This is a genomic window from Pseudomonas morbosilactucae (genome assembly GCF_023241715.1).
Lineage (GTDB): Bacteria > Pseudomonadota > Gammaproteobacteria > Pseudomonadales > Pseudomonadaceae > Aquipseudomonas > Aquipseudomonas morbosilactucae.
This window is the reverse complement of sequence record NZ_JALQCW010000046.1, coordinates 1-16,337: the sequence shown is the minus strand read 5'-3', so window position 1 is coordinate 16,337 and position 16,337 is coordinate 1. Positions and strand designations below refer to the sequence as shown.

The following is a 16,337-nucleotide window of genomic DNA, read 5'->3' as shown; positions in this document are numbered from 1 at the left end:
CCGGCGCTGTCGGTGCCGGTCATCGACCTCGACCAGCCGCACTGGCGTGAGCACCCGGCCACTGACCTGGCGCTGCCAACCTGACCTCGGCGCACCTGGCCTATGTGATCTACACTCGGGTTCCACGGCCAGCCCAAGGGGGTGATGGTCGAGCACCGGACCCTGGAAAACCTGGTGCATTGGCACAACCGGGCCTTTGCCCAGCAACCTGGCAGCCAGGTCTCCAGCGTCGCCGGTTTCGGCTTTGATGCCATGGCCTGGGAGGTCTGGCCGACCTTGTGCGCGGGGGCGACCCTGCACCTGCCGCCCAAGGACATCAGCAATGAAAACATCGAACAACTGCTGGCCTGGTGGCAGGCGCAACCGCTGGATGTGAGCTTTTTGCCGACCCCAGTGGCCGAATACGCCTTCAGCCAGCAGTTGCAGCACCCGACCCTGAAAACCCTGCTGATCGGCGGCGACCGCCTGCGCCAGTTCAGCCAGGCCCAGACTTTTGCCGTGGTCAACAACTACGGTCCGACCGAAGCCACAGTGGTCGCCACCTCGGGTGTGGTGCAGGTGGGGCAGGTGCTGCACATCGGCACGCCGATCGCCAATGCCCGGGTCTATGTGCTGGATGAGCAATTGCGCCCGGTGCCGCTGGGGGTAACTGGGGAGCTGTACATCGGTGGCGCCGGTGTTGCTCGCGGCTACCTGAACCGCCTGAAGATGAGCGCCGAACGCTTTCTCGACGACCCTTTCAGCCACCAGCCCGACGCACGCATGTACCGCAGTGGCGACCTGGTGCGCTGGCTGGCGGACGGCAACCTGGAGTACCTGGGGCGCAATGACGACCAGGTGAAAATCCGCGGCATGCGCATCGAACTGGCCGAGATCGAAGCACGGCTGGTCTTGCACCCCGAGGTCGAGAGCGCGGTGGTCCTGGCCCGCGAAGATGGCCCGGGGGTCAAGCGCCTGGTGGCTTACTACCGGCCCCAGGTCGCGGGCCAGAGCCTGGACAACGAAGGGCTGCGCAACTGGCTGCACAGCCAACTGCCGGAATACATGCTGCCGGTGGCCTATGTGGCGCTCAGCCAATGGCCGCTGACCGGTAACGGCAAGCTGGACCGCAAGGCGCTGCCGGCGCCGGGGCTGGAGGCGTTTATCAGCCACGGTTTCGAAGCGCCCCAGGGGGCGGTGGAAACCACCCTGGCGCAGATTTGGGGCGAGGTGCTCAAGGTCGAGCAGGTCGGCCGGCATGACAATTTCTTCGAGCTGGGCGGCCATTCGCTGCTGGCGGTGAGCCTGATCGAGCGCATGCGCCAGGTCGGCCTGAGCGCCGATGTGCGCATCCTCTTCAGCCAGCCGACCCTGGCCGCCCTGGCGGCGGCCGTGGGCAGCGGGCGTGAAATCGAAGTCCCGGCCAACCGCATTCCGGCCGACAGCCAGCGCATCACCCCGGACATGCTGCCCTTGCTGACGTTGAGCCAGGAAGCCATCGACCAGGTGGTCGCCAGCGTGCCGGGCGGCGCCGCCAATGTGCAGGACATCTACCCCCTGGCGCCGCTGCAGGAAGGCATTCTCTATCACCACATCGCCGCCGAGCAGGGCGACCCGTACCTGTTGCAAACCCGCCTGGCGTTCGACAGCCGCGAGCGCTTGCAGGTGTTTGCCGGGGTCTTGCAACAGGTCATTGCGCGCCACGATATCTTGCGCACCAGCGTGCTCTGGGAAGGCCTGGAACAGCCCCTGCAAGTGGTCTGGCGCCACGCCGAACTGGTGCTGCAAGAGCTGACCCCGGACCCGGCTGCCGACGACGTCATGGCCCAGTTGCAGCAAGGCTTCGACGCCCGTCATTACCGCCTGGACATCACCCGCGCACCGCTGATTCGCCTGGTGCACGCCTGGGACCCGGCACAGCAACGGGTGCTGGCGATTTTGCTGTTCCATCACCTGGCCATGGACCACACCGCGCTGGAGGTGGTGAGCCAGGAAATGCAGGCGCTGATCGCCGGCCAGGGCGCGAGCCTGGGGGCCGCGGCGCCGTACCGCAACTACGTGGCCCAGGCGCGCCTGGGTGTCAGCCAGGCCGAGCACGAGGTGTTCTTCCGCGAGATGCTCGGCGACATCGACGAGCCGACCCTGCCGTTCGGTTTGCAGGATGTGCAGGGTGACGGCCGCGATATCGAAGAGGCGGCGCGGCCCCTTGACCCGGTGCTGAACCGCCGTCTGCGGGAACAGGCGCGGGTCCTGGGGGTCAGTGCCGCAAGCCTGATGCACCTGGCCTGGGCCCAGGTGGTGGGGCAACTCAGCAACCGCCGGGACGTGGTGTTCGGCACCGTGCTCCTGGGCCGCCTGCAAGGCGGCGAGGGCGCCGACCGGGCGCTGGGCATGTACATCAACACCTTGCCGCTACGGGTCGATGTCGGCGCCGTGGCCCCGCGGACTGCGGTCAAGGCGACCCACGCCCGCTTGAGCGCCTTGCTCGGCCATGAACACGCCTCCCTGGCCCTGGCCCAGCGTTGCAGCGGCGTGGCGGCTTCCGGGCCGCTGTTCAGTGCCTTGCTCAACTACCGCCACAGCAATGCTAGCGCCCAGCCTCAGGCCGGGCCGCAACTGTGGGACGGGATCGAGGTGCTGGGCGCCGAAGAACGCAGCAACTACCCGCTGACCCTGAGCGTCGACGACCGTGGCGACGGCTTTGTCCTCAGTGTCTTGAGCCTGGCGTCGATTGGCGCCGCGCGCATCGGCGGCTACATGCAGGCCGCGCTGGAACAACTGGTGCAGGCCCTGGAACACGGCTCCAGCGTGCACCTTGAGCAGCTGTCGATTCTGCCGGTCGATGAGCGCCAACAGCTGTTGCAACAGTTCAACCCCAACCCTGTGGACTACCCCCAGGGGCACACCGTGCATGGCCTGTTCGAAGCCCGGGCCGCCGAGGCCCCGGACGCGGTCGCGGTGATCCAGGGCGGGCAACGCCTGAGCTACGGCCAGCTCAACCAGCAGGCCAACCAGTTGGCCCATCACCTGTTAGCCCTTGGGGTACAGCCCGATGATCGGGTGGCGATCAGTGTGCGCCGTGGCCCGGACATGCTCTTGGGTCTGCTGGCGATCCTCAAGGCTGGCGCGGCCTATGTGCCAATCGACCCGGCGCTGCCGGCCGAGCGCCTGCGCTACTTGCTGCAAGACAGTACTCCGGTGGCGTTGCTGAGCCAGGGTGAGCTGCTGCAGCAGTGGGCCAGCGCAGAGTTGCCATTGATCGACCTGGATCAGCGCGACTGGCTGGCGCAGCCGACGAGCAATCCGAGCGGTACCGGGCTGACCCCGGCGCACTTGGCCTATGTGATCTACACCTCGGGTTCCACTGGCTTGCCCAAGGGCGTGATGGTCGAGCACCGGACCCTGGAAAACCTGGTGCACTGGCACAACCAGACCTTCGACCAACACCCGGGCAGCCAGGTGTCCAGCGTCGCCGGCTTCGGTTTCGACGCCATGGCCTGGGAGGTCTGGCCGACCCTGTGCGCAGGGGCGACCTTGCACCTGCCGCCGGCCGAGGTCGGCAACGACAACCTCGAACAACTGCTGGCCTGGTGGCAGGCGCAGCCGCTGGAGGTGAGCTTCCTGCCGACCCCGGTGGCTGAATACGCCTTTGGCCGCCAGATGCAACACCCAACCCTGAAAACCTTGTTGATCGGCGGTGATCGCCTGCGGCAGTTCAACCAGGCCCAGACCTTTGCCGTGGTCAACAACTACGGCCCGACCGAGGCCACGGTGGTTGCCACCTCGGGGCCGGTGGCGGTGGGGCAGGTGCTGCACATCGGCAAGCCGATGGGCAATGCGCGCATCTACTTGCTGGATGAACAGCAGCGGCTGGTGCCGATGGGCGTCGCCGGCGAGCTGTACGTGGCGGGCGCCGGGGTGGCGCGGGGTTACCTGAACCGCCCGCAAATGAGTGCCGAGCGCTTCCTAGCCGACCCTTTCAGCCCCGAGCCCGAGGCGCGCATGTACCGCAGCGGCGACCTGGCGCGCTGGCTGGCCGACGGCAGCCTTGAGTACCTGGGCCGCAACGACGACCAGGTCAAGGTGCGCGGAGTGCGCATCGAACTGGGGGAAATCGAAACCGCCCTGGCCGCCCATGCCGGGGTCAAGGACGCCGTGGTGCTGGTGCGCGAGGGGCGTCTGGTGGCGTACTTCACCGAGCAGGCGGGCCCTCTCGACATCGAGTCGTTGCGCACACAGGTGCAGGGCAGCCTGCCCGACGCCATGGTACCGGCGGCCTACGTGCGGCTTGAGGCGCTGCCACTGACGGCCAACGGCAAGCTCGACCGCCAGGCCCTGCCGGAGCCGGGGGCGGACGCGGTGCTCAGCCGTGGCTATGAGGCGCCGATGGGCGCGGTGGAAATCGCCCTGGCGCAGATCTGGGCCGAAGTGCTCAAGGTCGAACAGGTCGGGCGCCACGACCACTTCTTTGAACTGGGCGGGCATTCGCTGCTGGCGGTGAGCCTGATCGAGCGCATGCGCCAGGCGGGCATGAGCGCCGACGTGCGCATCCTGTTCAGCCGGCCGACCCTGGCCGACCTGGCCGCCGCCGTGGGCAGCGGGCGCGAGGTCGAGGTGCCGGCCAACCGCATTCCTGCCGGTTGCCAGCGCATCACCCCGGACCTGCTGCCCTTGGTGGCGCTGGACCAGGCGGCCATCGACCGGATTGTCGCCAGCGTCCCCGGGGGCGTGGCCAATGTGCAAGACATCTACCCCCTGGCGCCGTTGCAGGAAGGCATTCTCTACCACCACATCACCGCGGAGCAGGGTGACCCCTACCTGCTGCAGACGCGCCTGGCCTTCGACAGCCTGGCGCGTCTGCAGGCGTTTGCCGGGGCCCTGCAACAGGTGGTGGAGCGCCACGACATTCTGCGCAGCGCCGTGCTCTGGGAAGGCCTGGACGCACCGGTGCAGGTGGTCTTGCGTGAGGCCGACCTGGTGGTGCAAGAGGTGCTGCTCGACCCTACGGCCGGGGATGTATTGGCGCAACTGGGCGCGCGTTTCGACGCCCGCCATTACCGCCTGGACCTGACCCGTGCCCCGCTGATCCGCCTGGCCTATGCCCAGGACCCGGTGCAGCAACGGTTGGTGGTGCTGTTGATGTTCCACCACATCGTCCTCGACCACACCGCGTTCGAGGTGGTGCGCCAGGAAATGCAGGCCTGCCTTGTGGGCCAGGCCCGGGACCTGGGCCCGGCCATGCCCTATCGCAACTACGTGGCCCAGGCGCGCCTGGGTGTCAGCGAGCAGGAGCACGAGGCGTTCTTCCGCGACATGCTCGGTGACATTGACCAGCCGACGCTGCCGTTCGGCTTGCAGGATGTGCAGGGCGACGGCCATGCCATTGAAGAGGCCCGGCAGTTGCTGCCTGCCGGCCTGAGCCAGGACCTGCGCGATCAGGCGCGGCTGTTGGGCGTCAGCGTCGCCAGCCTGGTGCACCTGGCCTGGGCCCGGGTGCTGGCGGTGGCCGCCGGCACCGACCAAGTGGTGTTCGGCACCGTGCTGGTCGGGCGCATGCAGGGCGGCGAGGGCGCCGACCGGGCGCTGGGGATCTTTATCAACACCTTGCCGTTGCGGGTCGATGTCGGCGTGCTCGACGCCCGTGCCGGTGTGCGGGCGCTGCACCAGCGGCTGAGCGCCTTGCTCGGCCATGAGCACGCGTCCCTGGCCCTGGCCCAGCGTTGCAGCGGGGTGGCGGCGCCGCTGCCGCTGTTCAGCGCCATGCTCAACTATCGCCACAGTGCTGCCGGCGCGGCCCAGCCCGAGGCGCACCCGGCCTGGCAAGGCATGCAGACCCTGGCCCACGACGGGCGCACCAACTACCCGTTGAGCCTGAACGTCGACGACCTCGGCGACGGCTTCAAACTGACCGCCATGACCCTGCAGCAGATCGGCGCGCAACGGGTGTGCGGTTACATGCAGACCGCCCTGGAATCCCTGGTCCAGGCTCTGGAACAGCGCTCGCCGCTGGCCCTCAATCGCCTGCCGATCCTCGCGCCGAGCGAGCGTGAGCGCTTGCTGCAGGCGCTGACTAGCAGCGACCTCGACGGCGGCCTTGAAGGCGACCTGCAGCAGACCCTGGCGCAACGCTTCCAGGCCCAGGTCGAACGCACCCCGGACGCCGTGGCGCTGCAATTCGAGCAAGAGTCCCTGAGCTATGCCCAGCTCAATGCCCGGGCCAACCAGTTGGCCCATCACCTGCGCGAGCAAGGGGTCGGCCCGGATGTGCGGGTGGCGATCTGCATCGAGCGCAGCCTGGAACTGGTGATCGGCCTGCTGGCCATTCTCAAGGCCGGCGGCGCCTACGTGCCGCTGGACCCGGCCTACCCGCCGGAGCGCCTGGCTTACATGCTGGAGGACAGCGCGCCGGCCGCATTGCTGGTGCACGGCGCCACCCGTGACCTGCCGGGCCGGGCCCCGGGGCCGCTGATTGACCTCGACCTTTTCGACGGCCACCCGTACTCGACGGACAACCCCCAGGTGCCGGGCCTGACGGCGCGGCATTTGGCTTATGTGATCTACACCTCGGGTTCCACCGGCACGCCCAAGGGGGTGATGGTCGAGCAACGGGGGCTGGTCAACCTGCTGCACTGGAGTGCCCAGTTGTGCCCGGCAGCGGCGGGCGACAGCCTGTTGCAGAAAACCCCGCTGAGCTTCGATGCCTCGGTCTGGGAGCTGTTCTGGCCACTGACGGTGGGCCTGCGCCTGGTGCTGGCCCGCCCCGACGGGCATCGCGAACCACGCTACCTGGCGCAGTTGATCCGCGAGCAACAGATCACGGTGATTCAGTTCGTGCCGGCCATGTTGCAGTTGTTCCTGGAGCTGGATGAGGTTCGCCAGTGCACCAGCCTCAAGGAGGTGTTCTGCGGCGGTGGCGAACTGGGTGCGGGCCTGGCTCGGCGCTTCCAGGCGCTGCTGCCCCAGGCGCGCTTGCACAACGTCTATGGCCCGACCGAGGCCACGGTGGACAGCACAGTCTGGACCCTGGAACCCGGGGCGCCGGTGCCCGAGGTGCAACTGCCGATCGGCCGACCGATTGCCAACACCCGGCTGTATGTCCTGGACGCCGAGGGTGAGCCGGTGCCGGTGGGCGCCAGTGGCCACCTGCATATCGGTGGCGCGGGCGTGGCCCGGGGTTATCTGGGCCTGCCCAAACTGATGGCCGAGAGCTTTATCGACAGCCCGTTCGTGGCCGGTGACCGCCTGTACCGCAGCGGCGACCTGGTGCGTTACCAGGCCGACGGCAACCTGCAGTTCCTCGGTCGCAACGACTTGCAGGTCAAGCTGTATGGCCTGCGCATCGAACCGGGGGACATCCAGCAACACCTGGAACATTTCCCGGGGATCTCGGAGGCGGTGGTGCTGGTGCGCGAAGACGTGCCGGGCGACCCGCGCCTGGTGGCCTATTACAGCACCCGCGCTGATAGCCCCGTGCCCGAGGCTGAGGCCTTGCGCGAGCACCTGTTGCAGCACTTGCCGGAGTACATGGTGCCGGCGCTGTTCGTGGCGTTGCCGGCGTTGCCCCTGACCCCCAACGGCAAACTCGACCGCAAGGCCCTGCCGGCCCCGGATCACTCGGCACTGTTGCAGCGGGCCTATGCCGCCCCGGTGGGCGAGGTCGAAACCACCCTGGCGCGGATCTGGGCCGAGGTGCTCAAGGTCGAGCAAGTGGGGCGTCATGACCACTTCTTCGAACTGGGCGGGCATTCGCTGCTGGCGGTGAGCCTGATCGAGCGCATGCGCCAGGTCGGCCTCAGCGCCGATGTGCGCGTGCTGTTCAGCCAGCCGACCCTGGCTGCGCTGGCGGCGGCCGTGGGCAGCGGGCGTGAAATCGAGGTGCCGGCCAACCGGATCGGCGCCGATTGCCGGCACATCACGCCAGCGTTGCTGCCGTTGCTGGACCTGAGCCAGGAGGCCATCGACCGTATCGTTGCCAGCGTCCCGGGCGGCGCGGCCAACGTGCAGGACATCTACCCCCTGGCGCCGCTCCAGGAAGGCATTCTCTATCACCACCTGATGGCGGAGCAGGGCGACCCCTACCTGTTGCAGTCGCAGATGGCCTTTGACAGCCGGCAGCGCTTGCAGGGGTTTACCGACGCCTTGCAGCAGGTCATCGAGCGTCACGACATCCTGCGCACCAGCGTGCTGTGGCAAGGCCTGGAGCAACCGGTGCAGGTGGTCTGGCGCCGCGCCGAGCTGCAGGTGCAGGAGGTGGTGCTGGACGCCGCCGACGGCGATGTCCTGGGCCAGTTGCAGCGGCGCTACGACGCCCGCCACTACCGCCTGGACATGACCCGGGCGCCGCTGATCCAGTTGCTGCACGCCAAAGACCCGGTGCAGCAGCGGGTGGTCGCGATCCTGTTGTTCCATCACTTGGCCATGGACCACACCGCGCTGGACGTGGTGGGCCATGAACTGAGTGCCTTCCTCGGCGGCCAGGGGGCGACCCTGGGGGCGCCGGTGCCGTATCGCAATTACGTGGCCCAGGCATTGCTGGGGGCCAGCGAGCAGGAACACGAGGTGTTCTTTCGCGACATGCTCGGCGATATCGAACAGCCGACCCTGGCGTTCGGCTTGCAGGACGTGCAGGGCGATGGCCGCGACATCGAAGAGGTCAGCCAGGTCCTGGCGGGCGAACTCAGCGGGCGTATCCGTCGCCAGGCCCGTGGCCTGGGGGTCAGCGCCGCGAGCCTGTTCCACCTGGCCTGGGCCCGGGTCCTGAGCGCCACCAGCGGCCAGCCCAACACGGTGTTCGGCACCGTGCTGATGGGCCGGATGCAGGGCGGCGAGGGGGCCGATCGGGCCCTGGGGATGTTTATCAACACCTTGCCGTTGCGGGTGGATATCGACGCCACCTCGGTGCGCGACGGGGTACGGGCGACCCATGCCCGGCTCACGGCGTTGCTCGGCCACGAACACGCCTCCTTGGCCCTGGCCCAGCGCTGCAGCCAGGTGGCGGCGCCGCTGCCGTTGTTCAGCGCCATGCTCAACTATCGCCACAGTGCCCAGGCGCAGGTGCAGCCGGCGACCCAGGCGCTGTGGCAGGGCATCCAGACCCTGGCCAGCGAGGAGCGCAGCAACTACCCACTGAGCCTCAACGTGGATGACTTGGGTGAAGACTTCCGCCTGAACGTCATGACCCCGGCGCGGATTGGCGCCGAGCGGGTGTGCGGCTACATGCGCACGGCCCTCGAAAGCCTGGTGCAGGCCCTGGAAACGGCGCCGCACACCGCCCTGGAACGCCTGGCGATCCTGCCCGCGGCCGAGCGCCGGCAGTTGCTCGGCGACGGCCAGGGCACCGGCGAGGCCTATGCGGTCGAGCAGACCCTGCATGGCCTGTTCGAGGCCCAGGTGCAGCGCACGCCGCAGGCCGTGGCCGTGCTCATCGACGATCAGTCCCTGAGCTATGCCCAGCTCAATGCCCAGGCCAACCAGGTGGCCCATCGCCTGCTGGCCATGGGCGTGCGCCCGGATGATCGGGTGGCGATCTGCGTCGAGCGTGGCTTGTCGATGCTGGTGGGCCTGCTGGGCATCCTCAAGGCCGGTGCCGGTTACGTGCCCATCGACCCGAGCTACCCCGCTGAACGCATTGCGTTCACCCTGCAAGACAGCGCTCCGGTGGCTCTGCTGCTGCACACCGAGACCCTGCAACTGGCGGCTGAATGGCCGCTGGCGCAGATCGACCTCGACAGCCCGGCCTTGGCCGATGAAGCAACGGACAACCCCCAGGTGCCGGGGCTCAAGGTCTCGCACTTGGCCTACGTGATCTACACCTCGGGCTCCACCGGGTTGCCCAAAGGGGTGATGGTCGAACATCGCCAGGTCACCCGGTTGTTTTCGGCGACCCAGGGCTGGTTCGACTTCAACCGCCGCGATGTGTGGGCGCTGTTCCACTCCTTCGCCTTCGACTTCTCGGTCTGGGAAATCTGGGGCGCGCTGCTGCACGGCGGCCAGTTGCTGGTGGTGCCGCAACTGGTCAGCCGTTCGCCGGACGAGTGTTATGCCCTGTTGTGCCGGGCCGGGGTGAGCATCCTCAACCAGACCCCGAGCGCGTTCCGCCAATTGATCGCGGCCCAGGGCCGCAGCGACCTCAAGCACTCCCTGCGCCAGGTGATATTCGGCGGCGAAGCCCTGGACCCGGGCATCCTCAAGCCCTGGTACGAGCGCGTCGGCAACGCCGGCACGCGCCTGGTGAACATGTATGGCATCACCGAAACCACGGTGCACGTGACCTACCGCGCCCTGGAAGCAGCCGATGCCCGAGTGCCGGGTGTCAGCCCGATTGGCGGGCCGATTCCCGACCTGCAGCTGTACCTGCTGGACTCGCAGCACGAACCGGTGCCGGTGGGGGTAGTGGGTGAACTCTACGTCGGCGGCGCCGGGGTGGCACGGGGTTACCTGAACCGTGACGCCTTGAACGCCGAGCGCTTTATTGCCGACCCGTTCAGCACCCAGGCCGCAGGCCGGCTGTACAAGACCGGCGACCTGGGTCGCTGGCTGGCGGTGGGCAACCTGGAATACCTGGGGCGCAACGATGACCAGGTGAAAATCCGTGGTTTCCGTATCGAGCTCGGCGAAGTCCAGGCCCGCCTGGCCGCGTGCGATGGGGTGCGCGAAGCCGTGGTGATTGCCCGCGAAGACGAGCCCGGTGACCAGCGCCTGGTGGCCTACCTGGTGGCCGAGGACGGCCAGCAACCAAGCGCCGCCGAGTTGCGTGAGCAGATGCTCATGTCCCTGGCCGAGTACATGCTGCCCAGCGCCTTTGTGTTGCTGCAAGCGTTGCCCCTGACCGGCAACGGCAAGCTGGATCGCAAAGCCTTGCCGGCCCCCGACGGTGCTGCGCTGGCCCGGGGCGGCTATGTCGCCCCGGTGGGCGAGGTCGAACAGCGGATCGCCACCTTGTGGCAAGCGCTGCTGAAGGTCGAGCAGGTCGGGCGCCATGACAACTTCTTCGAGCTGGGCGGGCATTCGCTGCTGGCGGTCAAGCTGATGGAGCGCATGCGTCAGCTGGATCTGCGAGCGGATGTGCGGGTGCTGTTCGGCCAGCCGACCCTGGCGGCCCTGGCCGCTGCGGTGGGCGGCACCGACGAAGTACGGGTGCCGGCCAACCTGATCGGTGCCCGGTGCACGGCGATCACCCCGAACATGCTGCCCCTGGTCAAACTCGACCAGGCCGCCATCGACCGGGTTGTGGCCACGGTGCCGGGAGGCGCCGGCAATGTGCAGGACATCTACGGCCTGGCGCCGTTGCAGGCGGGGATTCTCTATCACCACCTGAGTAGCCCGGCGGGCGACCCGTACTTGTTGCAGATGCACCTGGGCTTTAGCGGCCTGGCCCAGGTAAAAGCCTTTGTCAGCGCCCTGCAAGGGGTGATTGCGCGCCACGACATCCTGCGCACCAGCCTGGTCTGGGACAGCCTCGACGAGCCGGTGCAAGTGGTCTGGCGCGAGGCACCGCTGGCCCTGGAACGGGTCGATGACGACCTGCTGGACGGTGATGTGCTGGAGCAGATGCAACAGCGTTTTGACCCTCAGCACTATCGCCTGGACCTGGGCCAGGCCTCGATCATGCGCTTTGCCTACACCCGTGACGAAGCCAATGACCGCTGGCTGGGCGTGTTGCTGCTGCACCACATCTTGTTGGACCACACCTCCCTGGCCGTGCTGGTGGAGGAAATGAGCGCCAGCCTCGGTGGCCTTGCCGAGGGCCTGGCCGCGCCGGTGCAATACCGCAACTACGTGGCCCAGGCGCGCCTGGGGATCAGCGAAGAGGCCCATGAAGGGTTCTTCCGCGAGATGCTCGGTGATGTCGAGGAGCCGACCTTGCCGTTCGGCCTGCAAGACGTGCAGGGCGATGGCAGTGGCATTCAGGAGTCGCACCTGGCGCTGGACCCGGCCCTGTGCCGGGCCGTGCGTGAGCAGGCACGGCAGCTTGGGGTCAGCGCCGCGAGCCTGATGCACCTGGCCTGGGCGCAAGTGCTGGGCCAGGTTTCGGGCCAGGATGACGTGGTGTTCGGCACTGTGTTGCTGGGGCGGATGCAGGGCGGCGAGGGCGCTGATCGGGCCCTGGGCATGTTTATCAATACCTTGCCGCTGCGGGTCGCAGTCGGCGCCATGACCGTGCTCGACGGGGTGCGTGCGACCCATGCGCGGCTGGCGCAATTGCTTGGCCATGAACACGCGCCGCTGTCGCTGGCCCAGCGTTGCAGTGGGGTGCCGGCGGCCACTCCGCTGTTCAGCAGCTTGCTCAACTATCGCCACAATGCGCCGGACGCCGAGGCCGGTAACCCGGCGTCGGTGTGGGACGGGATCGAAGTGCTCAACGCCCGCGAGCGCAGCAACTACCCGCTGGTGCTCAACGTCAATGACCTGGGGCAGGCCTTTGAACTGACGGTCCAGGCCCTGGCCGAGGTGGACGGGGCACGGGTCGGCGAGTACATGCGCTGTGCCTTGCACAACCTGGTGCGCGCCCTGGAGGAGGCACCGAACACGCCGTTGCAGCAGTTGTCGATCCTGGCACCGGCCGAACGCGAGCGGGTGCTGCACGGCTTCAACGTCACGGCCCGGGCCTACCCGGACCAGCAGGCGCTGCATGAGCTGTTCGAAGCCCAGGTGCAGGCCAACCCCCATGCGGTGGCGGTGGTGCATGGCGAGCACCTGCTCAGCTATGAACAGCTGAACCAGCGTGCCAACCGCCTGGCCCATGCCTTGCTGGGCCTGGGCGTGCAGCCGGGGGACAGCGTCGCGACTCTGTTGCCCCGTTCCCTGGACTTGCTGGCCAGCCAACTGGCGATCAGCAAGTGCGCGGCGGCCTATGTGCCGCTGGACATCAACGCCCCGGCGGAGCGCCAGTTGTTCATGCTGGCGGACAGCCAGGCACGGCTGCTGCTGACCCACAGCGGTGAACTGCTGGCGTGCCCGAGCCAACGCATCGAATTGGACCGCCTGGACCTTGACCCGCAGCCCACCCGCAACCCTGACCTGGCGCCGTCGTCCGAAGGCGTGGCGTACATCATGTACACCTCCGGTTCCACCGGCACGCCGAAAGGTGTGCGGGTGCCGCACCGTGCGGTTAGCCGCCTGGTGCTGAACAACGGCTACGCCGATTTCACGGCCCGGGACCGGGTGGCCTTTGCCTCCAACCCGGCGTTCGACGCCAGCACCCTGGAAGTGTGGGCGCCGTTGCTCAATGGCGGGCGCGTGGTGGTGGTCGACCAGGACGTGGTGCTGTCCAGCCAGGCCCTGGGGGCGCTGTTGCTCGCCCAGGAAGTCAGCGTGCTGTGGATGACCGCCGGGTTGTTCCAGCAACATGCCGACGGCTTGTTGCCGGCGTTCCGCCAACTGCGTTACCTGATGGTCGGCGGCGATGTGCTGGACCCGGCCGTGATCGGCCGGGTGCTGGCGCACGGCGCGCCCAAGCACCTGCTCAATGGCTACGGCCCGACCGAAGCCACGACCTTTTCCACCACGTTCGAGATCAAGGCCGTGGAGAGCGGGAGCATTCCCATCGGCCGGCCAATCGGCAACAGCCGGGCCTATGTGCTGGATGCCCGGCAACAGCCGGTGGCCGTGGGTGTGGTCGGCGAGTTGTACATCGGTGGCGCCGGGGTGGCCCTGGGTTACCTCAACCAGCCTCAACTGACGGCGGCAATGTTTATCGCCGATCCGTTTATCACCGAGGGCTCTGGCGATGATGCGCAAGGCTTGATGTACCGCACCGGCGACCTGGCCTGCTGGCGTGAAGACGGCGTGCTGCTATACCAGGGGCGCAATGACCAGCAGGTCAAATTGCGCGGCTTCCGCATCGAGCTGGGGGAGATTGAAACCCGGGTCGCGGCTTGCGCCGGGGTCAAGGATGTGGCCGTGCTGGTACGCGAAGATGCCCCGGGGGACAAGCGCCTGGTGGCGTACTGCACCCCGCTGGTGGCCGGCGAAACCCTGGACATCGAAGGGCTGCACAGCACCTTGCAAGGCCAGTTGCCGGATTACATGGTGCCGGCGGCCTACGTGCAGTTGCCGGTGCTGCCGCTGACCGCCAACGGCAAGCTCGACCGCAAGGCCCTGCCAGCACCGGACGCCTCGGCGCTGCTCAGTCGTGCGTACGAAGCGCCCCTGGGCGAGGTGGAAATCACCCTGGCGCGGATCTGGGCCGAGGTGCTCAAGGTCGAGCAAGTAGGGCGTCACGACCACTTCTTCGAACTGGGCGGGCACTCCCTGCTGGCGGTGAGCCTGATCGAGCGCATGCGCCAGGTTGGCCTCAGCGCTGACGTGCGCGTGCTGTTCAACCAGCCGACCCTGGCCGCCCTGGCGGCCGCGGTGGGCAGTGGCCGTGAGATCGAAGTCCCGGCCAACCGGATCGGCGCTGATTGCCGGCACATTACGCCAGCGCTGCTGCCGTTGCTGGACCTGAGCCAGGAGGCCATCGACCTGATCGTCGCCCAAGTCCCGGGCGGTGCGGCCAACGTACAGGACATCTACCCCTTGGCGCCGTTGCAGGCGGGGATTCTCTACCATCACATCAGCGCCGCCCAAGGCGACCCGTACCTGCTGCAATCGCGCCTGAGCTTCGACAGCCTGGAGCGCCTGCAGGCCTTTGCCGAGGCCTTGCAGCAGGTGATTGCGCGCCACGATATTTTGCGCACCAGTGTGCATTGGCAAGGCCTGGAACAGCCGGTGCAGGTGGTTTGGCGTCACGCCGAACTGCAGGTACAAGGGCTGCAACTGGACCCGGCGGCGGGGGACATCGTCGAGCAATTGCAGGCGCGTTTCGACGCCCGTCACCACCGTGTGGAACTGACCCAGGCACCGCTGATGCGCCTGATCCATGCCCCAGACCCACAACACGGGCGAGTGGTCAGCCTGCTGTTGTTCCACCACCTGGCCCTGGACCATACGGCCATGGAAGTGGTGGGCGCCGAGATGCGTGCGCTGCTGCTGAAACAGCCCGGCCCGTTGGGGACGCCGGTGCCGTACCGCAACTACGTGGCCCAGGCTCTGTTGGGGGCGAGCGAAGAAGAACACGAGGCGTTCTTCCGCGACATGCTCGGGGATGTCGAGGAGCCGACCTTGCCCTTTGGCCTGCAGGACGTGCAGGGCGATGGGCAGAACATCGACGAGGCGCACTTGCCGTTGCCGCCGGCCCTGAGCCAGCGTCTGCGGGAGCAGGCGCGTCAACTGGGGGTGAGTGCCGCCAGCCTTATGCACTTGGCCTGGGCCCAGGTACTGGGCCAGGTGTCCGACCGTGAGGACGTGGTGTTTGGCACCGTGCTGATGGGCCGGATGCAAGGCGGCGAGGGTGCCGACCGTGCCCTGGGGGTGTTTATCAACACCTTGCCGCTGCGCGTGGCGCTGGGTGAAACCGGCGTGCGCGAAGGCGTGCGGGCGGTGCACCGGCGCTTGAGTGCGCTGCTCGGTCACGAGCACGCGTCCCTGGCGTTGGCCCAGCGTTGCAGCCAGGTGGCGGTCAGTGCACCGCTGTTCAGTGCCTTGCTCAACTATCGCCACAGCGCCCACGAAGGGCTGCATGACGAGCAAACACCGTGGGCCGGCATCGAACTGCTGGGGGGCGAGGAACGCAGCAACTACCCGCTGAGCCTGAGCGTCGACGACCTGGGCCAGGGGTTTGCCTTGAGCGTGTTGGCCGTGGCGCACCTGGGTGCCCAGCGCATCTGCGGTTACATGCACACCGCCCTGGAGCACCTGGTCCAGGCCCTGGAGCAGAGCCCAGGCGTGGCGTTGAACCGCCTGCCGATCCTGCCCGAGGCCGAACGCCAGCACCTGTTGGAAACCTTCAACGCCAGCACCCGGCACTACCCGCGCGGGCAGACCATTCATGGCCTGTTCGAAGCCCGGGCCGCCGAGAGCCCCGACGCGTTGGCAATGGTCCAGGGCTCGCAGCGCTTGAGCTATGGCGAACTCAACGCCCAGGCCAACCAACTGGCGCAGCACCTGCTGGCATTGGGGGTGCAGCCGGACGAGCGGATCGCCATCTGCGTGCAGCGCGGCCCGGCGATGCTGGTTGGCCTGCTAGGGATCCTCAAGGCCGGGGCTGCCTATGTGCCGGTGGACCCGGCGCTGCCGAGCGAGCGCCTGCGTTACTTGCTGGAAGACAGCGCACCCCTGGCGCTTTTGAGCCAAGGGCACCTGCTCGGGCAACTGCCGGCCCTGGCGCTGCCGGTCATCGATCTGGACGCTACGGCCTGGCATAACGCTGCGCTGGCCAACCCGTCAGGTGCCGGGCTGACCCCGGCGCACTTGGCCTATGTCATCTACACCTCGGGTTCCACCGGCCTGCCCAAAGGGGTGATGGTCGAGCACCG

Annotated in this window: 1 protein-coding gene; it reads left to right on the top strand. The window is 67.8% G+C overall.

Translation table 11 applies throughout. The features are described from left to right. Window positions 1–141: 141 nt before the first annotated feature. Window positions 142–16,337, top strand: a 16,196-nt coding sequence (locus M1B34_RS18245) for an amino acid adenylation domain-containing protein (protein ID WP_425273523.1), incomplete at its 3' end; no start/stop codon positions are given.